We start from the raw sequence: 21,860 nt of genomic DNA, 5'->3' as shown, positions 1-21,860 counted from the left end.
TAAACCGACTTTTCCGTTTTCAGGAATTCACTCGATCGATAGCCATATCGTGGTGGTCAGCCGCGGAATGGGGGTCTCGGTGGGCCTGCGGGAGTACCTCCGCGTCGCCAGTCGGAACCGATGGCTGCTGGCCGCCTCGGTGGCGTTCTCGCTCGGGGTGGCCCTGATCGTCAACCTCTACAGCACCCCGATCTACGCGGCCCGGGTCACCTTCTTCTTCTCCACCCCGATCACCAGCGCCACCGACCTCTACCCGGCCAGCATGTTCAACGTCAGCCGGCTGTCCACCTACGCCAAGCTGCTGACCAGCGACGAGGTCGCGACCCCGCTGGCCGGCACCCCCGGCATCGACCTGGACGCCGAGGAGGTCCGCGAGGCGATCGCCGCCGAGACCGTCGCCGACACGGTGATGATGGAGGTCAGCGTGGAGGACCGGGACCCCAACCGGGCGCTGCTGCTGCTCGCCCGGATCACCAAGCGCTTCACCACCGCGGTCGAGGACCTGGAGCGCCCGGAACCGGCCAAACCCTCCACGGTCAAGGTCACCGTCGTCTCCGGCCCGGCGCTCGACGAGGACCCGGTCTTCCCCAACGCGCTCAACAACTTCGCCCTGGCCACCGTGGCCGGGCTGGTGATCGGCGCGGTCGGCTCGGTCGGCCGGGAGGTCGCCGACCAGACGGTACGCACCGCGGAGGCGCTGCAGGTGCTCACCTCGGCGCCGGTGCTGGCCCGGGTGCCGATGGACCCGGGCGGTCCGTTCGTCTCGGCCAGCGGCTCGGCCCGTACCGAGGCACTACGGGAGATCCGCACCCAGGTGCAGTGCGCCGCGGCCGCCCGGTCGGTGAAGACCCTGGCGGTGACCAGCGCGGTACCCGGCGAGGGACGCTCGGCCACCGCGTGCGGGCTGGCGCTGCTGTTCGCCGAGGCGGGCCAGCGGGTCCTGGTCGTCGACGCCGAACTGCGCCACCCCCGGCTGGCCGCGTTCCTCGGGCGCGAGGACGCGGCCGGGCTGAGCACCGTCCTGGACGGCACCGCGCGCCTCGAACAGGTGCTGCAGCCCTGGGGCGCCGGGCTGTGGCTGCTGGCCAGTGGCCGTACCCCGCCGAACCCCAGCGAACTGCTCAGCTCGCCGCGGATGACCGAGCTGGTCGACGAGGTACGCCGCCGATTCGACGTGGTGATCTTCGACTGCCCGCCGCTGCTGCCGGTCACCGACGCCGCCGTGGTCGCCGCCCGCACCGACGGCACACTGCTCGTCGTACGCGCCCGCCGAACCACGTCGGCGCAGGTCACCGCGGCGGTCCGGGCGCTGCACGCGGTCAACGCCACACTGCTCGGCTGCGTGCTCAACATGGTCGCCAGCAAGGGCCCGGACGCCGTGCCCAACTACGGCGGCTACCTGTCCGGGCCGAAGGCGGCGTGATGCATGCCCGCCCGTGAACGCCTGCGCCTGCGGACCCTGCTGCGAAGTGTGCCCGCCGCGGTCCGGCGCGACTACGTCACCACCCTGGTCGTCCAGTGGTTCGTGCTGGGCGTCGGACTGCTGCTGTTCCACCTGGTCGCCCAGCGCGGCAGCGTCAGCGGCTTCGCCTACTACCAGATCGCCCGCGGCACGGTCAGCACGCTCCAGCCGGTCCTGCTCCTCGGCCTCGGCGTCGGCCTGCACCGATACCTGCCGCGCACCGAACACACCACCAGGCGCCTGGCCCGGCACGCGCTGGCCGTCGAAGCCGTGCTGGTCACCGTCGTCGGGCTGGCCGGTGTCGCGGCCGGTGCCGACATCGCCGGACTGCTCGGGCTGCCCGGCGGCCGGACCGCGGTCACCGCCGCACTGATCATGCTGGCCGGGAACTGCCTGTGCACGGTCTCGCTGGCGGCCCTGCGCGGCAACCAACAGGTGATCGACTCCAACCTGGTCATGGGGCTGGGCTTCGGGCTGATCCCGCTGGTCGCGTTCTTCGGCGCCGACCGGATCGAGGACTTCCTGATCATCCAGGGCGCCGGGACGGCACTGGTCGGCGTGTGGGCGACGTGGGTGGTCCGGCGCCAACCGACCACCACCGAGAAGACCCCGGAACCCGACGTCAAGACCCTCATCTCGTACGGCGTACGCCGCATGCCCGGAGAATTCGCCCTGCCCACCCTCTACACCTTCCCGACGTTCGCGGTCGCGGTGCTGATGCCCGGTAGCGCCGAGGCCGGGTACGTCGGGTTCACCACCTCCGCGGTCACCCTGATCTGCTCGGTGTTCGCCATGCTCACCCCGGTGCTGATGCCCCGACTGAGCCGGCTGTTCCACCGGGCCGGCGAGGACGGCGGCGTCCGCCAGCTGCTCACCGTGCTGCCACTGCTGGCCGCCCTGCTGGCCGTACTGCCGACCGGGGTGATCTGGCTGTTCGCCCCGGCCCTGGTGCACGGCTTCCTCGGACCCGAGTTCGACGACGCCGTACCGGTGCTGCGCCTCGGTGTGCTCGCCGCGATCCCCCTGGCGATGTTCTACGCCGCCCGCCCGACGATGGACACCCTGCTCGACCCGAAGTTCATGAGCCGCCTGCTGCTGGCCTGCCTGGTCCTGGAGATCCTGGTGACCGCGATCGGGGTGCGGTTCCTGTCCGCCGACTACGCGGCGATGCTGGCCCTGGCCGCCGCGGGCACCGCGCTCGGCCTGGACGCGCTCGGCCTCGCCGCCTACGCCCTGCGGCAGCCCCGCCGATGACCACCGCCGGAGAGACCCGCCCCGGCCTGGTCGTCCTGATCGCCTTCTTCGTCACGCTGTCCGGCCGCTTCACCCTGGACCGGGTCGGCTTCGACGTGCCGGTCGTGAACGACGTACGCGTACCCCTGTTCCTGGTGTTGCTCCTGTCTCTGTTCCTGGAGGCCTATCACACCGGCGGACACCCGGTCGAGGGCGGCCAGGCCCTGCTCGGCATCCTGGCGCTGCTCGGTTACCAGGCGATGTCGGTGTTCTGGGTGCCGCCCGGCTCGGTGACCGGCCCGATGCTCGGCGACCTGCTCGCCATCGCCGGGCTGCTGGTCGTCTACTTCAACCTGGCCGCCTGGGACCGCGACCAGGTGACCGCGACGACCCTGAAACTGTTCCACGCCGCCGCCTGGGTCTACTTCCTGGCCGCCGCGTCCGGCCGCGGCCACCAGGCCAACGGCCGATGGGCGGCCCTCGGCGGCGGCCCCAACGTCTTCATCCGGATCATGATCCTCGGCATGATCACGTCGCTCTACCTGTACCTGCGCAGCGGCGAGAATCTGATCTGGCTCGTGCCGATCCCGGCGTTCCTGTTCGGCGCGATCGCCTCCGGCTCCCGAGGCGGCATCGTCGCGCTCGGCGTCACCATCGCCGTAGCGCTGCTCGCCATCCGACCCCGCATCGACTTCGACCGGATCGCCAAACCGCTCGCCCTGGTCGCGGTGCTCGGCACGGTCCTGGTGATCACGGCCGGGCCGTCGATCGCCGGATACGTCCAGTCCCGGTTCGTCGAGGCCACCATCGGGCAGGGGTACGCCTCGTCCCGTGACGTGCTGTTCCAGATGGCCCTGCGGATCTTCTTCCAGCACCCGATCCTCGGTACCGGCCTGAACGGCTTCTACACCGTCACCGACCTCGGCTTCGGTGAGCGCTACGTGCACAACCTGCCGCTGTCGATCGCCGCCGAGGGCGGGTTCGTCGGACTGGCCCTGCTGCTGACCGCCTGGCTCGGGCTGTGGCACGCCTACACCCGGGTGCCGTTGCGGGAGCGCAGCCTGGAAGCCCGGACCGCGGCCTACTGCGGCATCTTCATCGGCGCGGCCAGCCTGTTCTCCGGCGACTACTACGACGCCCGACTGATGTGGATCCTCCTGCTGCTCGCCGCGGTCCGGCCCGCACCGGTCACCGTCGCCTCGCCACGCTGACCCGCGGTCAGCACCGCCACGAAGTCCTCGAACAGCAGATCCCGGTCGAAGCGGTCGCGGGCCAGCGCGTACGCCGCCGCCCGGGCCGCCCGGCACCCGGCCCGGTCGGACAGGAACGCCGACACCGCGGCCGCCGCCCGCCCCGTGTCATGCGGCGGCAGCACCAGCCCGGCACCGCTCTCGGTGATCAGATCGGCGATCCAGCCGTCGTGGTTGACCGCCACCGGCCGGCCCGCGGCGAACGCGTCGAACACCTTGTTCGGCGAGTTGGCGCCCAGCTCGGGCACGTCGACGAACACCGACGCGGCCAGATCACAGGCACCGAAGAACGCCACCACCTCGGCCTTGCTGACCGGGCCCAGCAGGAACAGGTTGCGGTCCAGGACGCCCAGCTCGGCGGCCAGAGCCCGGATCCCGGCGCGCATCCGCCCGTCACCGACGATCGCGATCCGCACCTCAGGATCGGTGTCGATCAGCCGGGCCGCCATCCGAACCAGATAGTCGACCCCGTTGGCCACGCCGAGCGTGCCCGCGTACAGGATCAGCGGCCGGTCGCCGAGCCACGGCGTCTCCTGCCGCAGCGCCACCCCGGCCCGGCCCGCCCCGGCGAACAGCGTCCGGTCGCAGCTGTTCGGCACCACGGTCACCGGCACCCGCGGGAACCGGCGCCGGATGCTCGCGGCCATCCCCGGCGACAACGCGATGACCCGCGCCGCCCGGCGGTACGCCCACGCCTCCAGCCGCTCGGCGGCCCACCGGCTCACCGGCGAACGCAGCGCGCCCATCGCGACCGGCAGCTCCGGCCACACGTCGCGGACCTCCAGCACCATCGGCACCCGCCGACGCAGCGCCGCCCACGCCCCCGGGATCGCCACGGTCAGCGGCGTCGACGTGGCGAACACCAGATCATGCGGCAGCCGCCCGGCCACCAGCGCCGACTTTCCGACGAAACCGAGAAAGGACCACAACCGGCGGCGGTACGACATCGCGTTGCTGTACGCGACCGGAAGCCAATGCACGACGATCCCGGCCTCGTCGGTGATCCGGGCCCGGTCGGCGTCCGGATCGCCGGTGATCATGTGGACCTCGTGGCCCCGCTCGACCAGCCGACGCGCGAACTCGTACGACCGCGTCCCACCGGACATGCCCGGCGTCTTGAAGTACTGATGGATGTAGGTGATCCGCACCTGCCGACCCTTCTACCTCGCGGGCACGCCCTTGACGACGACCCCGGCCTCGACGTCGCGGACCACACAGGCACCCGCGCCGACCGTCGCGCCCGCGCCGACCGACCGGCCCTGCAGCACCGACGCGGTGGTGCCGATCAGCACCTCCCGACCGAGCACACAGTTACCGGACACCGCCGCCGACGGATTCACCTGCACGAAATCGGCCAGCACGGCGTCGTGACCGACCGTCGCGTTCTGGTTGAGATGCACGTGCCGGCCCAGCGTCACGTTCGTGGTGACTCGCGCCCCGGCGAACATCACCACCCCGCCGGCCACCGCGTTGCCCAGCCCGACCGTCGCCGCCGGGTGCACCAGCGTCGCCGCCGGCCGGCCGAGCGGATCCAACCGGGCCGCCACCGCCGCCCGGATCCGCGGGTCGCCGATCCCGATCACGAAGTGCGCGTCCAACTCGGCCAGCAGCGCGTTCGGTCCGAGCCAGGCCGAACCGAGCCGGTCCAGGGCGCGCAGATTCGCCTCGGCCGGATCGTCGTCGAGGAAACCCAGCACCTTCCACGGGTCGCCGAGGCCGTCGTTGACCGCCGCGACGATGCCGAAGATCTCCCGGCCGTGGCCGCCACAGCCCACGATGACCACCGGCTCAGGCACCGCCGGCCTCCCGTCCCACCACCGGCGGCGAGCCGGTGAACTGCGGCATCGTCACCGAACCGGGCGCCGCGATGCCGACCCGGCGCAGCAGCACCAGCGCGGTCCGCGCGCAGATCCGCAGGTTCAGGGCCAGCGAGCGGTGATCGACGTACCAGGTGTCCAACGCGAGCCGGTCCTCCCAGCTCAGCAGATTCCGGCCGCTGACCTGGGCCAGACCGGTGACCCCCGGCCGGACCAGATGCCGACGCGCCTGCTCCGGGGTGTAGAGGTCCAGGTAGTGCATGAGTAGCGGCCGCGGCCCGACCAGGCTCATGTCGCCGCGCAGCACGTTCCACAGCGTCGGCAGCTCGTCCAGACTCGCCGCGCGCAGGGCCCGGCCCAGCCCGGTCATCCGGTCGGCGTCGCTGACCAGGCCGTGTTCCTCGTCGACGTCGTGCATCGTGCGGAACTTGATCAGCGTGAACGGCCGCCCGTCCAGTCCCGGCCGCAACTGTCGGAACAGCACCGGACGGCCCAGCCGCGCGGCGACCGCTACCGCGACCCCGGCGATCACCGGCGCGTTCACCACCAGCAGCCCACCGGCGACCACGACGTCGATCGCCCGCTGCACCCGGTCGCAGCGCCTCGCCCGCCCGCTCCCCGCCGCCGGCCGGGCACTGCTCGCAAGTCGGGGTCTCATCGGCGGCCAGCCAGGAACCCGGTGATCCCGTCGAGCACCCGATCGACCTGACTCCGGTCGAGCGCGGAGCCGCTGGGCAGCACGAGACCGTTCGTGAACAGGGCGTCGGCGGCACCACTGAGCCACGACCGGGCGCCCGCGAAGAGTGGCTGCCGGTGCATCGGCTTGAACACCGGCCGCGTCTCCACCTCGCCGGCCCTCAGGTGGGCGGCCAGGTCGCGGGCGCGCCAGCCGGTCCGGTCCGGGTCGGCGACGATCACGGTCAGCCAGCAGTTCCCGGCCGGGTCGTCGCCGCCGAGCAGGCGTACCCCATCGACCGGGGCGAAGATCTCGGCATACCCGTCACGGACCGCCCGGCGGCGCCGCATCATCGCGTCCAGACGGGCCAGCTGGGCCCGACCCAGCGCGGCCAGCACGTTACTCAGCCGGTAGTTGTAGCCGACCTCGGCGTGCTCGTAGTGCTCGGCCGGCAGACGCGCCTGCCCGGCCAGGTAACGCGCCCGATCGGCCAACCCGCTGTCGGCGGTGACCAGCATGCCACCACCGGACGTCGTCATGATCTTGTTGCCGTTGAACGAGAACGCCGCCGCCCGCCCGAACGACCCGGCCGGCCGCCCGGCGTGCGCGGCCCCCAGTGACTCCGCGGCGTCCTCCACCACGGGTACGCCGTACCGCTCGCAGACCGGCAGGATCCGGCTGTAGTCGGCGCACGTCCCGTACAGGTCGACCGTGGTGACCGCGCGCACCCGGGCGCCCTCGGCATCGAGGTCGGCCAGCAGCCCGGCCAGCAGTTCCGGGTCGAGATTGCCGGTGGCCCGGTCACAGTCGGCGAAGACCGGTGTGGCACCGGTGTAGAGCACGGCGTTGGCGGTGGCCGCGAACGTGAGCGTCGGCACGACCACCACGTCACCCGGCCCGGCGCCGACCCCCTCCAGAGCCAGATGCAACGCGGCCGTGCCCGAGTTCACCGCCACCGCGTGCGGCACCCCGGCCCGGCGCGCGATCTCCCGCTCGAAGTGGTCCAGATCCGGCCCGGCCGGCGCCACCCACCCGGACCGCAGAGCCGCCAGTACGTACTCCTGCTCCAGCTCGCCGATGTCGGGAGCGGACAACAGAACCGCCTGATCGTGCTCGGTGCCGGCCAGCGCCATCCCGGTACTCCTTCGTACGCCTGCCGTCTCTGTTCGGCACGCGCCCGCCCACACTGAGCGGGACCGGGAGAATCAGCTGGTCAGCGGCGGAAACCGGGAAGCGGGACGAGGACTCCGTCGAGGCGGCGACCGGTCCGCACGGTCAGCTCGCCGTCGACCCAGTGCGGGGTGAGGCCGCGGCCGCAGTCGAGCACGTCGCCTGGACGGGCATCGGCGGTGCCGGCGGTCACCCGTACCACATCGGTGTTGGAAAGGATCTTGTGAACGGTGACCGGGCGGCTGAACGCCGAGGCGCCGCGGAAGTGCAGGGCCCGGCCGGACCGGCCGGTGGCATGGGCGGCGCCGGCCGCCATCGCGGCCTCCAGGAACGCCGAACCGGCGGTCTCGGCGGGCAGGCCGACGCCGAGGGGCAGCGCCACGCTCACCGCGACGTGCGGAAACGGGAACTCGGCGCGATGGGTGCAGGCCTGCGCGACCTCGGGAAGACGGAGTGAACGGATCCAGGCCTCGGCGGAACCCTCGGTGAGGTGCCCCAGACTGATGCCGAAGTGCCGTAACGGAACGGTGGGCCGCGGGTGATCGAGAAGCGCAGACCCGGTGGTGACGGTCATGCCGCCAACGGTGGCCGCCCAACACGAACAGCGGGTGACGGCACCTCCAGCGACACATGAACGACCGCGTCGACGTCACCCTAGAGGGCGGACCACTGCCTCTCGGTGCGGGTGTACTCGCGGCGATCGTGGGTGTCGAAGCGGGCGCCGCCCCAGCGCCGGACCGTCACGGCCAGCCGGTCGCCGTCCGCCTCGACCAGGTTGTAGCTGTTCGGTTCGCCCTTGAGCCGGTCCGAGAACGCGGTGCCGGACTGCGCCACCACCAGTCCGTCGACGACACCGCTGTAGCCGAGATGGATGTGCCCGCCGAGCAGCAGGTCGGCCTTGCGGCGCAACCGGCGCAGAGCCAGCGGCGCCCGCCCGACCAGCCCCCGGTGCAGGCCCGCCTCGGTCAGCAGGAACGGGTGGTGGGCGATCAGGACACGCAGGTCGGCCACCGGCGCCCGGTCGAACTCGGCGCCGATCGCGACCAGCTGACGCGCGTCGATCCGGCCCCGCGACCAGTCCGGATGCGGACCCCACCGGCGGGCCGTGTTGACGCCCACCGCGGCCAGCCCGTCCATGGTGAGCACGACCGGCCGGTACGGGTCGGTGCCCAGATGGTGCCGCCAGCGCCGCCACGGGCTGGTGAACCGGGACCAGACCTCCCAGCCGGGCAGGTCGTGGTTGCCCGGCACCACCAGCGCGGGTGCCGGCAGCTGATCGAGGAAGGCGCGGGCCGCCCGGAACTCGGCCTCCCGGGCGGTCTGGGTCAGGTCGCCACACACCGCGACCATGCTCGGCGCCACCGCGGCCAGGTCGGCCAGCAACGCCTCGGCCATCGCCGGCAGATGACGGCCGAAGTGCAGGTCGGAGATCTGCGCGATCCGCAGGCCGGGCGTCGTCACGAGGCCGCGCCGGGCATCAGGACGGCCAGCGCGCGGGGCCGGATCTCGAAGGTCAGCGGCATGGACAGCCGAGCGATCTCGCCGTCGCTCATCACACTCATCATCGCCATGTGCGGTGACGCCACCCGTACCGTCCGTCCCTCGTGCCGTTGGATGCGCCGATCCTGCTGCCAGTCGCCGCGGAACAGCCGGGCCGCGACCGCGAGCAGGTCACCGCTGGTCCACTCCTGCGTGACGTAGACGGCGAGCAGGCCGGCGTCGAGCCGCTCCCGGCCGGGCATCGGCGGCGGCCCGGCGGACAGCGGATTGCAGGACACCACCACGGTACGGGTCCGGGCCCGGTGTTCCCGGCCGTCGACGGTGATCCGCAGCAGCACCCGCGGATAGCGCCGCACCACCTGTACCGCCCGTTCCAGCAGCCGCCATCGGCTCCGCCAACGCCGGCCCCGCGCCTGCTCCCGGATCCGGCCCAGGTGCGGCATCATCGCCAGCATCGAGCTGCACAGGAACGGCCGTCCGTTCACCGTCGCCATGTCGATCCGGGCCACCGGCGCGGCCACCGCCAGGTCCAGATCGGCGGGCACACCCAGATCGCGGGCCAGCACGTTCATCGTGCCGCCGGGCAGGATGCCCAGCGGCACCTCGGTGTCGCGCAGGTGCTCGGCCGCGGCCAGCACGGTGCCGGCCCGGCTCAGGAGCGCGCCGGAGCGCGCGTTGAAAAGCACAGCGACGCGATCCACGGGACGCAAGTGTAGGTCGCCTCGCCGGGTCAGAAACTTTCCTCGGAATGGCCGAAACATGTAATCGACATGGTTGAATCGGGAATGACCTTCACCAACCCGGTGATCGCCGGCATGCACCCGGACCCCAGCGTCTGCCGCGTCGGCGACGACTACTACCTCGCCTGCTCCAGCTTCGAGTACTTCCCGGGCGTGCCGATCTTCCACAGCCGCGACCTGGTCCACTGGGAGCAGATCGGCAACGCGCTGGACCGGCCCAACCAGCTCACCCTGCCACCGGCCACCCCGTCCTCCGGCGGCGTCTACGCGCCGACGCTGCGTCATCACGACGGCCGGTTCTGGCTGATCACCACCAATGTCGCAGCGGGTGGCAGCTCGTTCATCGTCACCGCCGACGACCCGGCCGGACCCTGGTCGGAGCCGGTCGAGGTGCCCGGCATCGGCATCGACCCGGACCTGGCCTGGGACGACGACGGCAACTGTTGGTGCACCTACGCCGAGATCGGCCAGGTCCGTATCGACCCGGCCACCGGCAAGACCCTCGACGGGCCGTTCCGGCTGTGGTCCGGCGGCCCACGCGCCCAGGCCCCCGAGGCCCCACACCTCTACCGGATCGGCGACCACTGGTATCTGCTGATCGCCGAGGGCGGCACCGAACGCGGCCACGCCATCTCGATCGCCCGCTCCACCTCGCCGAACGGCCCGTTCGAGCCCTGCCCGGCCAACCCGATCCTCACCCACCGCGGCACCAACCGGCCGATCCAGAACACCGGCCACGCCGACCTCGTCCAGGGCCCCGACGACTCCTGGTGGATGGTCCTGCTCGGCGTCCGGCCCGGCGGCGGCACCCCGGGCTGGCACGTCCTCGGCCGGGAGACCTTCCTCGTCCCGGTCTCCTGGGTGGACGGCTGGCCGGTCCCCGGCGATCTGGAACCGTCGATGACCGTCCCCTGGCCGGTCAAGGCACCCCCGCCGGCGGCGTCCCGCGACGACTTCGACTCGCCCGACCTGCATCCCCGCTGGATCTCGGTGCGGGCCCGGCCGGCCGCGAGCTGGTCCACCACCGAACGGCCCGGATGGCTCAGCCTCCACGCCCGCGGTCCGTCCCTCGACCAGCCCGGCATCAACTTCGTCGGCCGGCGCCAACAGGACCTCTCCTGCCGGGTACGGGTACTCGCCGACCCGTCGCAGGGACGTGGGGGACTGGCGGTCCGCCTCGACGAATGCCACCACTACGCCCTCGAAGCGGGTGACGGACTGGTCCGGGTGACCGCCCGGATCGGCTCGATCCGGCACACCGTGACCACCCGCCCGATCCCCGACGGCCCGGTCCGGCTGCGCCTGGACGTGATCGCCGCCACCACCAGCTGGCATCCCAGCCAGGGCCCGGACGAGCTGCACCTGGGTGTCGAGACCGCCGACGGCGACTTCCTGACCCTCGCCGAACTCGACGGCCGCTACCTGTCCACCGAGGTCGCCGGGGGATTCACCGGCCGGGTCATCGGCATGTTCGCCACCGCCGGGACGGTCCGGTTCGACTGGTTCGACTACCAGCCGATCGCCGACTGATGAAACCGGTCACCATCTCGTACATCGCACGGACCGCCGGCGTCTCGGTGCCCACCGTCTCCAAGGTCGTCAACGGTCGCTCCGGTGTAGCCGCCGAGACCAGGGCCCGCGTCGAAGCCCTGATCAGCCAGTACGGCTACCGCAAAGCCGGCTCCCCGCAGCGCACCAACCTGATGGAGCTGGTCGTCGACGAGATCGAACACATGTGGGGTGTCGAGATCATCCGCGGCGTCCAGCGGGTCGTCCGTGAGCACCGGGTCGGACTCGTGCTCACCCAGTTCGGCCCGGAACCCGACTCCCTCCGCTACTGGATCGACGACACCATCGCCCGCCACCCGGACTGTGTGGTGGCCGTCGCCCAGCTGTCCGAGAAGGAGCAGAATCAGCTGCACGCCCGTGGCATCCCGTTCGTCGTACTGGACCCGGCCGTCGAGTTCCCCGAGAACGTCCCGTTCGTCGGCGCCACCAACTGGGCCGGCGGCCGATCGGCCACCCGCCACCTGATCGGCCTCGGCCATCGTGACATCGCCATGATCAGCGGGCCGGGTCACCTCTTCTGCCAGGCCCGTGTCGACGGCCACCGGTCCGCGCTGCAGAGCGCGGGCCTGCCGCCGGGAGACGTGCTCCCGGCACCGCTCACCGAGGAGGGCGGCCACACCGCGGCGCGTGAACTGCTCGCCCGGCCGAACCCGCCGACCGCCGTCTTCACCGGCAACGATCTGCAGGCGGTCGGCGTCTACCGGGCGGCCCGCGAACTCGGCCTGCGCATCCCGGCCGACCTGAGCGTGGTCGGTTTCGACGACCTGCCGATCGCCGGGATGCTCGAACCCGCCCTGACCACGGTCCACCAGCCGCTGACCGAGATGGCGGTCGCCGCCACCGAGCTGGCCCTGGCACTGGGGCGTGGCGAGACCGTCTCCCAGCTCGGCATCGAGCTGGCCACCCGGCTGGTCGTCCGCTCCAGCACCACCGCCCACCCGCCCGCGGATCTTCCGGTCCCGGGCCGCCCGCCCGCCGGCCCCCAGCCGTGATCGCGTCGTCTTCTCGTGCGTCGGCCGGATCAGCGGGCCAGTCGGGAAGCCGGCCACCCGGCGCAGGCCCGGATCGAGGCGACCGCATGGGTGAACCCGGCCGGAGTCGCGGCCTCGCCGACCACCCCGGATCCGAGCGCCGCACCGACAGCGGCGATGATGCCCTCCGGAGCATCCATCATCCGTGGGCGCGGCGACATGCGCCGGAATCTACTGGAAGGGGCCCGCTCATGCAGTGCCGGATCTTCACCTACGACATCGTCACCGGCGCGCGGACACACGTGTACACCAGCACGACGGTGCATTTCGAGGCGCCGAACTGGACCGCCGACGACACCCTGATCGTCAACGGTGACGGCCGTCTCTGGGCACTACCCGCCGACGGCTCGGCCGAACCGCGGCAGATCCCGATCGACGGCATCCCCGACCTGAACAACGACCACGTGCCGGCGCCCGGCCACGAGACGATCTTCCTGTCCGCGAACGACGGCCACCTCTACGAGGCCGCCCTGTCCGGCGGCCCGGCCCGGAAGATCACCTCCGACGACACCCGGCGGCACTTCCTGCACGGCGTCAGCCCCGACGGCACGACCCTGGCCTACGTCGGCGTCGACCGGCCCGACTGGTCGACCGCCAGCCTGCTCACCGTGGGCGTCGACGGCACCGGAACCGTCCGGCTCACCGCGATCGGCGGCACCGACGACGGCCCCGAATACACCCCGGACGGCGCGTGGATCCACTTCAACACCGAGCGGTTCTCGCCGGGCCACGCCCAGATCGCCCGGATGCGGCCGGACGGGACCGAGGTCGAGCAGCTCACCCACGACGAGCGGGTCAACTGGTTCCCGCACTTCGCCCCGGACGGCCGGCACGCCGTCTACCTCAGCTACCCGCCCGGCACCCAGGGCCACCCGCCCGACCTGCCGGTCGAGTTGCGCCTGGTCGAGGGCGACGACTGGCAGTCGGCCCGGACGGTCGTCGCGCTGCAGGGCGGCCAGGGCACGATCAACGTGAACAGCTGGTCTACCGACTCTCGTCGGTTCGCGTACGTGGACTATCCCGCGACGCGATGATCACCCGGTTGCCGTCCGGGTCGGCGACCGTCGCCATCCGCTCGCCCCACGCCTGATCGGCCGGCTCCTGCACGATCTCGGCGCCGCCGGTCCGCAGCCGTTCGACACCGGCGTCACAGTCGTCGGTGTAGACCCACAGGGTGATCCGGTCGTTGGCGAGCGGGCCCGGCTCGCTCTGGCGACCGATCCCCAGGTGGGACCGGCCCAGGTCCAGGGCCACATAGACCGGCTCACCCTCGGGCGGGAACCGATAGGTCACCTCGCCACCGAGCAGATCCCGCCAGAACCGCAGCGACCGTTCCAGGTCGGGGGTGGTCAGGATCGGGAACATCTCGTCGAACATCGGTCTCCTCCTCGACAGGGAATACTGTCCGGGTGTCGCTGACCCTTGACGAAGCCCGGGCCCGTTCCGCCGCGCTCTCCGAGATCTCCTACGATCTCGCGCTCGACGTCACCTCACCGGATGACTTCCGCAGCCGTGCCGTCATCAGGTTCACCACCACCGGCGGCGGCAGCTTTCTCGAACTGCACCGGGCCGAGTCCCTCGACGTCACCCTCGACGGGACCACCATCACCCCGGCGTACGACGGTAAACGCATCCCGCTCGACGAACTCGCCCCCGGCAAGCACGAGGTCGTCGTCGACGCCCGGTTGCGCTACGTCACCGACGGCGAGGGCATGCACACCTTCACCGACCCGGTCGACGGCGAACGGTACGTCGGCGGCTACCTCGGCCTCGACGTCACGCAGCGGCTGTTCGCGTGCTTCGACCAGCTCGACCTGAAAGCCCCCATCGCCCTCACCGTCGAGGCCGACCCGACGTGGACGGTCCTGGCCAACGGCCTGCCGACCGGGCCCGGCACGTTCGCGACGACCCCGCCGATCGCCTGCGACCTGTTCGTCGTCGCCGCCGGGCCGTACCACTCGGTGCGCTGGGAGCACGCCGGCATCCCGATGGGCTGGCACGCCCGCCGCTCGCTCGCCGCCGAACTCGACCGCGACGCCGACGAGCTGCGCCGCATCACCGAGGCCTGCTACGACCACTACGCGCGGATCTTCACCGAGCCGTACCCGTTCGACTCGTACGACCAGGTCTTCGTCCCGGAGCTCAACTGGGGCGCCCAGGAGAACCCGGGCTGTGTCACGTTCAACGAGTTCATGCTGCCCCGGGGCCGGGTCACCGACGACGACCGGCGGCGCCGGGCGATGGTGATCGCGCACGAGATGTCACACATGTGGTTCGGCGACCTGGTGTCCCCGGTGTGGTGGGAGGACGCCTGGCTCAACGAGTCGTTCGCCGACTACATGGGCTTCGAGGTCGCCGAGACCGCGGTCGGTTACGCCGGGACCAGGGTGTCCTTCGAGGCGGTGCACAAACCCGGCGCCTACGACGCCGACCGGCGCCGCTCGACCCATCCGGTGGCCCCGACCGGCGAGGACGTCCCCGACGTCGCCACCGCGACGACCATCTTCGATCAGATCTCGTACGGCAAAGGCAACGCCGTCGTACGCCAGCTGGTCACGTGGCTGGGCGAGCAGGATTTCCTGACCGGCGTCAACGCGCACCTGACCCGGCACCGGTTCGGCAACGCCACCCTGGAGGACCTGCTGTCGGCCCTCGACGCCGCCTCACCACGGGACGTCCGCGGGTGGGCCGAGGTGTGGCTGCGCCGGTCCGGGCACGACACGATTCGGGTCACCCGCCGCGACGACGGTGTTCCCGTGCTGACCCGTGACGGGGTCCGGCCGCACCGGTTCACCGTCACGGCGTACACCCCCGATCTGGAACCGGTCGCCTCGCGCCTGATCGACCTCGGTGACGAACCGCCGACCCTGCCGGACTGGTCCGGCCTGATCGTGGTGCCGAACGCGCACGGTGAGACGTTCGCCCGCCTCGACCTCGACCCGCAGTCGCGGGACGCGCTCACACTGGGCCTGACCAGGGTGCCGGATCCGCTGGTCCGGTCGGTGCTGTGGCCGGTGCTGCTCGACCGTGATCCGCTGCGGCTGCTGGCCGCCCAGCTCCCACACGAGCCGTCGCCGACGCTGATCACGGCCGCCCTCACCCGCACCCGCGACCACCTGATCCGCCGCCGACTCCCGGCGGCCGAGGTGCCGGCCGCCCTCGCGGTGGTCGCCGCCGCCTGTGCGACCACCACCGAGCACGACGAACAGCGGGCGGTAGCACTCGCCAAAGGCCTCGCCTGGTCGACCGCCGACACCGGCCTGCTGCGCCGCTGGCTGTCCACCGACACCACCGACGCCGGTCTGGCCCTCGACCCGGACCTGCGCTGGACCGCGCTGTGCCGGCTCGCCGAACTCGGCGGCATCGACGCCCCGCAGATCGAAGCCGAACGCGACCGCGACGGCACCGCCGACGGCATGCTGGGCGCCCTGACCGCGCTGGCCGCCCGCCCGACCCCGGCCGCGAAGGCCGAGGCCTGGGCATCGATGACCGAAGACCCGACCGTGTCGGTACGCCGTTTCCGGGCCCTGGCGGCCGGTCTGTGGTCCCCGTCCCAGCGCCCACTGGTCGCCGACTACATCCCCGCCTACATCGCGGCCGCGTCGGCGCTGGCCGAGCGGGGTTCGGCCTTCGCCGCCGAGGTGGGCCGAGCCTTCCCGGCCCTGGCCTTGACCGACGCGGAGCTGTACCAGGTCCGAGCCGCCCTGCATCCCGAGGTCCCCACCGTCCTGAGCCGCCTCTGGAACGACGAACTGGACGACCGCACGCCCTGACGGCGCACTCCCCGGCCGAGGGAGAGCGAACGATCGCCGAATCGGGACGCCACGGTGGACCAGGAGGTGGCCGGCCCGCCGCGGACGAGGTGAGCCGCATCCCGCCCGCCACGCTGGAGTCGATCTGGCACAATGCCGCGCCATGGACTATCACGGACAGTTCCGGCGTACAGCGATCGAGCGTGGCATCCCGGCCGACGAGGTGGAGCGGTTCGCCGAGTTCCTGCGGTTCGCGATCTGGACCGGCGAGCACCGCGACGGCCCACTGGTCGGCCGGGCGGGCGGACTGCCGCGCCTTCCGGCCGGGATGGAGTGGCCGTCGTCGGGCCACGACCCGCTGCCGTTCATCGCCGAGATCGACTGCGCGGCACTGCCTCGGGTCGGCGGCCTACCGCTGCCCGCCGACGGCACCCTGCTGTTCTTCCTGCACCACGAGAACGCCCACGACGAGTTCGACGAGACCAAGGAGCAGCGGCACGCCCGGGTCGTCTACCTGCCGGCCGGCACCGACACGGTGACCGCGGACGAGCCGGCCGACACCGACGGGATGTTCTGCAACACCCGGATCAGCTTCATCGGCCGGGCCCACGACCTGCGGGCCACCGTCCACGCCGAGCTTCCGGGCTGGCTGGAGGACGACGAGGACCTCGAGTCGTACGGCGAGTCGCGTCCCGTACGACATCTGGGTCTTGACCTGTCGCACTTGAACGATCTGCGGGCGCTGGCGGCCGAACTGTGGCCGGACGACGGCGACCCGGGATTCGCCCTCGGCGGTTACACGAGCGGCATCGGCGAGATGGCCACCGACTTCCTGTACACCATCCCGGAGACCGGGATGGCCGAAGCCGCCCTGGAGGCGCGCGGCGCCGCGACGACCGACGTCGACCTGGAGCAGGAGACCGTGCGGGTGATGCGCGAATGGGTCCCGCTGGCCCAGTTCGTTCCCGACGACGTCTACATCGGCCGTTTCCTGATCCGCTACGACGATCTGGCCGCCGCCTGTTTCGACCGGGCCCTGTCGTTCACCGCCTTCACCGAATAGTCGTGAACGCTCCGACGATCGACGACGTCCTGGCTTTCGCGGCCCGCCTCACCGATGAGCCGAGCCGGGCCGACGCTCTCGCCGACCTCGTGCCGCTGCTGCCTCCCGCGCGCCTCGGCGAGATCATGGATCTGGCCGAGGCGATGGACGACGAGCACAGCCGCGGCCGGGTGCATTTCGCCCTGATCCAGGTGGCCGGTCCGGCGCTGACTCCGCGCCTGCTCGCCGCGGCCTACCGGTGCGAGCGGGTGCGGGGCCGTGCCCTCGAACTGATCGCCCTGCTGCCGCGCCTGGACGGCGACGAGCGGTCCGCGGCCGCCGAGGAGGCGGTCGCCATGCTGGTGCGGCTCGACGACGCCGGCAGCATGACCGCCGAGGCCGTCCGGAAGCTCGCGCCTTTCCTCACCCCGCAGCGGCTGGACGACCTGTTGACCGCGCTGGTGCCGGACGAGGAGATTCGTGCCCACTTCCTCGGGAGCGGCGTGCCGCCGCCGCCCGTTCGGCGATCCGCCATCCGGGCGGCGCGTGGGAGTACTCCATGAAGCACATCGCTCCCTACCTCACCCAGGATGACCTCATCGAGGCCGTGCGCCGGGCCGGACCGATCTTGCGGGCCCGCGGGATCGGCCTGATCACGCCACACCTCGACCGGGCCAGGCTGCCCGAGGCGTTCGCCGCCATCCTCGCCGTCGAACCGGAGTGGGCCCGTGGTGAGGGGCTGGCCGGCATCGTCGGTGACCTCGACCCGGATCAGGCCGACCAGGCGATCGAGGCGGCCGTCGCGATCCGGGATCCGGCGCACCGCGTACACACCCTGGCCGGAATGCTCCCGGATCTGCCACCGGACCGGCGGCCTGCTGTCTTGGACGCCGCCCTTCTCGCGGCCACCGGCATCCCGCGCGCCGAGGACCGGGCCTTCGCCCTGGTGACGCTGGCAGAGGGGCTGCCCGCCGCGGAGCGGGGCCCGGCGCTGCAGGAGGCCTTCGTGGTGATCCGGAAGGACCGCGCCGAGGGCCGGTGGCTGAGCCGGCTGATCAAGCTGTTGGACGGGTACGAAGGGCGGCGAGTGGTCACTCGTAACGGTATTTGAGCGCGTCCGCCTCCGCCTGTTCGATGTCGGCGATGGTCAGGTCGGGCATCCGCAGTTGCGCGAGGGTCACTTCGGCCGAGGTCGGCTGGGCGTCGGCGGGCAGCCACTGCTCGGGTTTCCAGGCGTTGCCGCGGATCAGCGATTTGGGGCAGTGCGGGTAGACCTCCTCGATGCCGACGACGAGGGCGCTGGCCGGCGGCTTGCCGACAGCGGTCAGCTGGGAGAGCAGGTCGGGTCGGGTGGACACGCAGGCCCGGCCGTTGACGCGCAGTGTCGTGGTGCGGCCGGGAATCAGGAACAGCAGTCCGGCCCGGCCGGTCGCGACGACGTTCTGCAAGCTGTCCAGGCGTTTGTTGCCGGTCGCGTCGGGGATCGCGATCGTCCGCGGATCGAGGACGGCGACGAACCCGGCCGGCCCGCCGCGTGGGGAGACGTCGCAGTTGCCGTCGGCGTCGACGGTGGCCACCATCACCAGCGACGAGCAGGCGATCAGCCGGCGGGTCTGCTCGGTGAGCTCGGTCATCTGCTTGCGGACGGCCGCTTCGCCGGGCATGTCGTACGTCCGCCGAAGTGTCTCCTGGTCGTGGACGGCGTCGGCGCGCAGCGAGTCGAAGGCGCCGGTGGCGGTGTCTGTGCTCATGGCCCGACCCTAATCCGGGCCGGGCCGATGCCTCATCCCCTGTTCAACCGGCCCTTCGACGGCCCGGCACGCCGTCTCACCGGGTCAGGACGGCCGGGCGAAGCAGGGGGAGTGGAGCAGCACCGCGAACGCGTCCCTGGACACCGTCTCGATGTCCAGGCTGAAGCCGTCCTCGGTCTTCGCGGCCAGCACGCCCTCGTACGCGCCGATCTCCCGGTCGTCGGTGATCTCGTACCCCTTGGCGGTCCAGTCGCTGCGCACCCGGCCGAGCGTCGCCCGCGGCTCCTCGCCGTCGGGCACGTCGATGTTGTACGCCCCCTGAACGGCGTAGCCGTCACGGGTGCCGGAGCACGGCATCGGCCCGGTCGCCGGGTCCCGCAGCGGCTCGCCGACCACCCCGGCGAGGGCGTCGGCGTGCTGCTGCACGAGCGCGGTGGTGTCGGCTTCGGATTTGGATTCCACGAATTCTCCCGAGCAGGCGGTCAGTAGGAGGAGCCCGGCGAGCAGGGCGGGGACGGGTCTCATCGGATCGCCTCCGGGCTGGTGCCGCTGTTGAGCGTGACCTTGTCGTATCGTCCGGCCAGCACCCGGGCCTGGTTGTTCAGGCTCTCGCTGTCCGGCTCCCAGTAGCTGGTGTGCCCGCCGGTGTCGGCCACCCAGTTGTTGCCGCCGAACCCGCCGGACGTCGGCGCGTCACCGTGGGTGGCGTCGGCCGCCGTCTCCAGCGCCCACACCGCCGGGGCCGCGCCCGGGAACAGGATCTTGTCCCATGGTTCGGCGAACTTCGCGTCGGCGACCGGATCGGTGGAACCGGCACCCGCCCACACGTGCTGCGTGTCGCTCATCAACTGGTCGGCGCCGGGCACGTGCATACCGGGGCTGCCGGCCACCACGATGTCGTCGACGGGCAGGTTCCCGGTCCGGGCGGCCTCACCGACGACGGTCGACCCGTACGAATGCCCCATCGCCACCAGATGCCCGGGTTCGCCTTCATGGGTGGCCCGCAGCCCGTTCATGAACCCCAGATACGGGTCGCGGGCCGTCTCGGATCGCCCGTCGACCAGCACCGACGCGTTGTCCAGGTCGGGTGCGTCGTAGCCGAGCCAGTACACGGTCGACACGTCACCGCGGCGTCCGCCGGTGAGCCGGTCGGCGGCCTCGTTCATCCGCGTCACCCGGTCCATGTTGTCGTCCATCGACCCGTACAGCGTGGTGCTCAGCCCCGGCACCCACACCCCGGTGTGGCGTGCGGTGTCCGGGTTGCCGACCGCGATCGCCACGGTGCCGTGCCCGCCGTACGCCTCGGTGTCCACCGCGAGCAGATACCCCCGGTCGCCGAGCTTGCCGAGCGCCTCCTCGACCTTGGTGATCCGCTGCATCTGTTCGCGCAGTTCGGGCAGGTTGCCGCGCTCGACGTCCATCCGGGCCAGCACCTCCTCCTTCTGCCGCGCGAGGGCCAGCCGGTTCGCCTCGTCCCGGTCGTCGGCCGGGATCCCGTCGAGCCCGCCGACCTGCCGCTGACAGGGTTCGTGGACGTCGGCGATCTCCCGGCGCAGCGCGACCGCCCGTTTCGCGGCGTCGACTCCGGACGGCCACACGTCGGGCAGGTCACGGGCGTCGCTGGTGAACTCGTCGAGCCGGTCGTCCAGCGCGGCCGCGAGCCGGTCCCACGCGTCGGCGGCCTGCCCGATCGCGCCGGTGTCGGTGTCGCGGATCAGTTGCAGAGTGATCGTCATCGGTCAGCGCACCGGGAAGTTGAACGATCGCGCCGCCGTCTGGTCGGACGCCTCCAACTCGTTCGCGCTGGTCGACAGGTCGTCGCCGAGCGCGCGGACCCGCAGGGTGAGGTCGCGCAGGTAGTCCGACCAGCGGGCCGAGGTCTCGCCCAGGGTGGGCGCGAAGTCCCAGCCCGCGGCCGGTCCGGTCACGGTCAGCCGGGGTAGTTCCCGCCCGATGGCGTGATCCACGGCGACCAGTGGTGTCCTGATCCGGATCGCCGTCCTCCGCAGGCCTTCGATGTCGACGTCCAAGATGAATCCTCCCCGTGTTTCCGGAGAGACTACGGGAGACTCCGTCCATGGCCGTTTACGACGCGATCGGTACGACCTACGCCGGCACCCGCCGTCCGGACGCCCGGATCGCGGCCCGCATCGAGGCGGCGCTCGGCGACGCGGCCTCGGTGGTGAACGTCGGTGCGGGCACCGGGTCCTACGAGACCGCGCGGACCGTCCTGGCGGTCGAGCCGAGCCCCGTGATGATCGCCCAGCGTCCGGACGGGTCGGCGCCGGCCGTCCGGGCGGTGGCCGAGCGGATCCCGGTCGTCGACGGCGCCGCCGACGCGGTGATGGCGCTGCTGACCGTGCACCACTGGTCCGACCTGGCGGCGGGGGTCGCCGAACTGCGCCGGGTCGCGCGCCGACGGGTGGTGATCCTGACCTGGGACCAGGCCGTGTTCCGCCGGTTCTGGCTGGTCGAGGAGTACCTGCCGGAGGCCGCCGCGTTCGACGACACCCGAGCCGTGCCGGTCGAGCGGTTGGCCGCGATGCTCGGCGGGGCCCGGGTCGAGCCGGTGCCGGTGCCGCACGACTGCACCGACGGGTTCGGTGCGGCGTTCTGGCGGCGGCCCGCGGCGTACCTCGATCCGGTCGTGCGGGCCGGTATCTCGATGCTGGCCCAGCCGGGGGAGGAACTGCTCCGTCCGGGTCTGGCCCGGCTGGCCGCCGACCTGGCATCGGGGCGCTGGCGCGACCGCCATCGGGACCTGGCGACGCATGACGAGTTCGACGCCGGCTATCGGCTCGTCATTGACGAGCGTGAAACCGCGTCTTAACGTCTCCGGCACCGTTCCTTCCTCCTGCACCCCCATG

At 71.9% G+C, this 21,860-nt stretch carries 24 protein-coding genes; 11 read left to right on the top strand and 13 right to left on the bottom strand.

Annotated features, from left to right (window positions below; translation table 11 throughout):
• Positions 1 to 49: 49 nt before the first annotated feature.
• The 3 genes from Q0Z83_RS17195 to Q0Z83_RS17185 are packed head-to-tail and all read left to right on the top strand — an operon-like array spanning position 50 to position 3,906.
• Positions 50 to 1,423 carry a polysaccharide biosynthesis tyrosine autokinase gene (locus Q0Z83_RS17195; RefSeq protein WP_317794947.1) on the top strand — a complete coding sequence of 458 codons (1,374 nt, stop codon included), beginning with the start codon at positions 50 to 52 and terminating at the stop codon, positions 1,421 to 1,423.
• 3 nt (positions 1,424 to 1,426) lie between these two features.
• The gene (locus Q0Z83_RS17190) at positions 1,427 to 2,716 is read left to right on the top strand and encodes a lipopolysaccharide biosynthesis protein (protein ID WP_317794946.1); all 1,290 of its coding nucleotides are present in this window, start codon (positions 1,427 to 1,429) and stop codon (positions 2,714 to 2,716) included.
• On the top strand, positions 2,713 to 3,906 hold the full coding sequence (locus Q0Z83_RS17185; RefSeq protein ID WP_317794945.1) for an O-antigen ligase family protein: 1,194 nt from the start codon (positions 2,713 to 2,715) through the stop codon (positions 3,904 to 3,906). Before Q0Z83_RS17190 ends, Q0Z83_RS17185 begins: the two co-directional genes overlap by 4 nt.
• Here the strand turns inward: Q0Z83_RS17185 and Q0Z83_RS17180 are convergent.
• The 7 genes from Q0Z83_RS17180 to Q0Z83_RS17150 all read right to left on the bottom strand — a co-directional run bounded on the left by Q0Z83_RS17180 (position 3,825) and on the right by Q0Z83_RS17150 (position 9,809).
• Positions 3,825 to 5,093: a glycosyltransferase family 4 protein gene (locus Q0Z83_RS17180; RefSeq protein ID WP_317794944.1), complete on the bottom strand. Its 1,269-nt coding sequence runs from the start codon at positions 5,091 to 5,093 to the stop codon at positions 3,825 to 3,827. The two genes, Q0Z83_RS17185 and Q0Z83_RS17180, sit on opposite strands and share 82 nt — an antisense overlap.
• Before the next feature lie 12 nt (positions 5,094 to 5,105).
• Positions 5,106 to 5,741, bottom strand: coding sequence for a NeuD/PglB/VioB family sugar acetyltransferase (locus Q0Z83_RS17175; protein WP_317794943.1), 636 nt, complete (start codon positions 5,739 to 5,741; stop codon positions 5,106 to 5,108).
• Complete coding sequence (locus Q0Z83_RS17170) at positions 5,734 to 6,420, bottom strand: sugar transferase (RefSeq protein WP_317794942.1); 687 nt, start codon at positions 6,418 to 6,420, stop codon at positions 5,734 to 5,736. The genes Q0Z83_RS17175 and Q0Z83_RS17170 overlap by 8 nt, the downstream gene beginning before the upstream one ends.
• Positions 6,417 to 7,571 (bottom strand): DegT/DnrJ/EryC1/StrS family aminotransferase, encoded by a 1,155-nt coding sequence (locus Q0Z83_RS17165; RefSeq protein ID WP_317794941.1) that lies wholly within the window; start codon positions 7,569 to 7,571, stop codon positions 6,417 to 6,419. The genes Q0Z83_RS17170 and Q0Z83_RS17165 overlap by 4 nt, the downstream gene beginning before the upstream one ends.
• Before the next feature lie 80 nt (positions 7,572 to 7,651).
• Positions 7,652 to 8,182: a hypothetical protein gene (locus tag Q0Z83_RS17160; RefSeq protein ID WP_317794940.1), complete on the bottom strand. Its 531-nt coding sequence runs from the start codon at positions 8,180 to 8,182 to the stop codon at positions 7,652 to 7,654.
• Positions 8,183 to 8,262: 80 nt separating this feature from the next.
• Positions 8,263 to 9,069 carry a metallophosphoesterase family protein gene (locus Q0Z83_RS17155; RefSeq protein ID WP_317794939.1) on the bottom strand — a complete coding sequence of 269 codons (807 nt, stop codon included), beginning with the start codon at positions 9,067 to 9,069 and terminating at the stop codon, positions 8,263 to 8,265.
• A complete protein-coding gene (locus tag Q0Z83_RS17150; RefSeq protein WP_317794938.1) occupies positions 9,066 to 9,809 on the bottom strand; it encodes a diacylglycerol/lipid kinase family protein in 744 nt (247 codons plus the stop codon). The genes Q0Z83_RS17155 and Q0Z83_RS17150 overlap by 4 nt, the downstream gene beginning before the upstream one ends.
• Positions 9,810 to 9,893: 84 nt before the next feature.
• On the opposite strand from Q0Z83_RS17150, the gene Q0Z83_RS17145 reads away from it, so the two are divergent.
• A complete protein-coding gene (locus Q0Z83_RS17145) occupies positions 9,894 to 11,378 on the top strand; it encodes a glycoside hydrolase family 43 protein (protein ID WP_317794937.1) in 1,485 nt (494 codons plus the stop codon).
• Entirely contained in the window at positions 11,378 to 12,409 is a 1,032-nt protein-coding gene (locus tag Q0Z83_RS17140) for a LacI family DNA-binding transcriptional regulator (protein ID WP_317794936.1), read from the top strand. Before Q0Z83_RS17145 ends, Q0Z83_RS17140 begins: the two co-directional genes overlap by 1 nt.
• A 29-nt stretch (positions 12,410 to 12,438) precedes the next feature.
• Here the strand turns inward: Q0Z83_RS17140 and Q0Z83_RS17135 are convergent, their stop codons facing one another.
• Positions 12,439 to 12,609, bottom strand: coding sequence for a hypothetical protein (locus tag Q0Z83_RS17135; RefSeq protein WP_317794935.1), 171 nt, complete (start codon positions 12,607 to 12,609; stop codon positions 12,439 to 12,441).
• A 30-nt stretch (positions 12,610 to 12,639) separates the two neighbouring features.
• On the opposite strand from Q0Z83_RS17135, the gene Q0Z83_RS17130 reads away from it, so the two are divergent.
• Positions 12,640 to 13,482: a TolB-like translocation protein gene (locus tag Q0Z83_RS17130; protein WP_317794934.1), complete on the top strand. Its 843-nt coding sequence runs from the start codon at positions 12,640 to 12,642 to the stop codon at positions 13,480 to 13,482.
• On the opposite strand, the gene Q0Z83_RS17125 is transcribed toward Q0Z83_RS17130, so the two are convergent.
• Entirely contained in the window at positions 13,433 to 13,825 is a 393-nt protein-coding gene (locus tag Q0Z83_RS17125) for a VOC family protein (RefSeq protein ID WP_317794933.1), read from the bottom strand. The genes Q0Z83_RS17130 and Q0Z83_RS17125 overlap by 50 nt on opposite strands.
• A 32-nt stretch (positions 13,826 to 13,857) precedes the next feature.
• On the opposite strand from Q0Z83_RS17125, the gene pepN reads away from it, so the two are divergent.
• The 4 genes from pepN (at position 13,858) to Q0Z83_RS17105 (ending at position 18,353) form a co-directional block, all read left to right on the top strand.
• Positions 13,858 to 16,221, top strand: coding sequence for an aminopeptidase N (pepN, locus tag Q0Z83_RS17120; protein ID WP_317794932.1), 2,364 nt, complete (start codon positions 13,858 to 13,860; stop codon positions 16,219 to 16,221).
• A 142-nt stretch (positions 16,222 to 16,363) separates the two neighbouring features.
• On the top strand, positions 16,364 to 17,263 hold the full coding sequence (locus Q0Z83_RS17115; protein WP_317794931.1) for a DUF1963 domain-containing protein: 900 nt from the start codon (positions 16,364 to 16,366) through the stop codon (positions 17,261 to 17,263).
• 2 nt (positions 17,264 to 17,265) lie between these two features.
• Entirely contained in the window at positions 17,266 to 17,805 is a 540-nt protein-coding gene (locus tag Q0Z83_RS17110) for a hypothetical protein (RefSeq protein ID WP_317794930.1), read from the top strand.
• The gene (locus Q0Z83_RS17105; RefSeq protein WP_317794929.1) at positions 17,802 to 18,353 is read left to right on the top strand and encodes a hypothetical protein; all 552 of its coding nucleotides are present in this window, start codon (positions 17,802 to 17,804) and stop codon (positions 18,351 to 18,353) included. The genes Q0Z83_RS17110 and Q0Z83_RS17105 overlap by 4 nt, the downstream gene beginning before the upstream one ends.
• On the opposite strand, the gene Q0Z83_RS17100 is transcribed toward Q0Z83_RS17105, so the two are convergent.
• The 4 genes from Q0Z83_RS17100 to Q0Z83_RS17085 form a co-directional block, all read right to left on the bottom strand.
• Positions 18,334 to 18,993 carry an MSMEG_1061 family FMN-dependent PPOX-type flavoprotein gene (locus tag Q0Z83_RS17100; protein ID WP_317794928.1) on the bottom strand — a complete coding sequence of 220 codons (660 nt, stop codon included), beginning with the start codon at positions 18,991 to 18,993 and terminating at the stop codon, positions 18,334 to 18,336. The two genes, Q0Z83_RS17105 and Q0Z83_RS17100, sit on opposite strands and share 20 nt — an antisense overlap.
• Before the next feature lie 84 nt (positions 18,994 to 19,077).
• On the bottom strand, positions 19,078 to 19,518 hold the full coding sequence (locus Q0Z83_RS17095; RefSeq protein ID WP_317794927.1) for a hypothetical protein: 441 nt from the start codon (positions 19,516 to 19,518) through the stop codon (positions 19,078 to 19,080).
• A complete protein-coding gene (locus tag Q0Z83_RS17090) occupies positions 19,515 to 20,729 on the bottom strand; it encodes an alpha/beta hydrolase (RefSeq protein ID WP_317794926.1) in 1,215 nt (404 codons plus the stop codon). The genes Q0Z83_RS17095 and Q0Z83_RS17090 overlap by 4 nt, the downstream gene beginning before the upstream one ends.
• A gap of 3 nt (positions 20,730 to 20,732) precedes the next feature.
• Positions 20,733 to 21,023, bottom strand: coding sequence for a hypothetical protein (locus Q0Z83_RS17085; RefSeq protein ID WP_317794925.1), 291 nt, complete (start codon positions 21,021 to 21,023; stop codon positions 20,733 to 20,735).
• Positions 21,024 to 21,070: 47 nt separating this feature from the next.
• Here Q0Z83_RS17085 and Q0Z83_RS17080 point away from each other — a divergent pair, with 47 nt between their 5' ends.
• A complete protein-coding gene (locus Q0Z83_RS17080; protein ID WP_317794924.1) occupies positions 21,071 to 21,823 on the top strand; it encodes a class I SAM-dependent methyltransferase in 753 nt (250 codons plus the stop codon).
• Positions 21,824 to 21,860 lie beyond the last annotated feature (37 nt).

It is taken from the genome of Actinoplanes sichuanensis, from assembly GCF_033097365.1.
GTDB lineage: Bacteria > Actinomycetota > Actinomycetes > Mycobacteriales > Micromonosporaceae > Actinoplanes > Actinoplanes sichuanensis.
The sequence above is the reverse complement of the archived record's forward strand: the minus strand, read 5'-3'. Positions and strand labels throughout refer to the sequence as shown.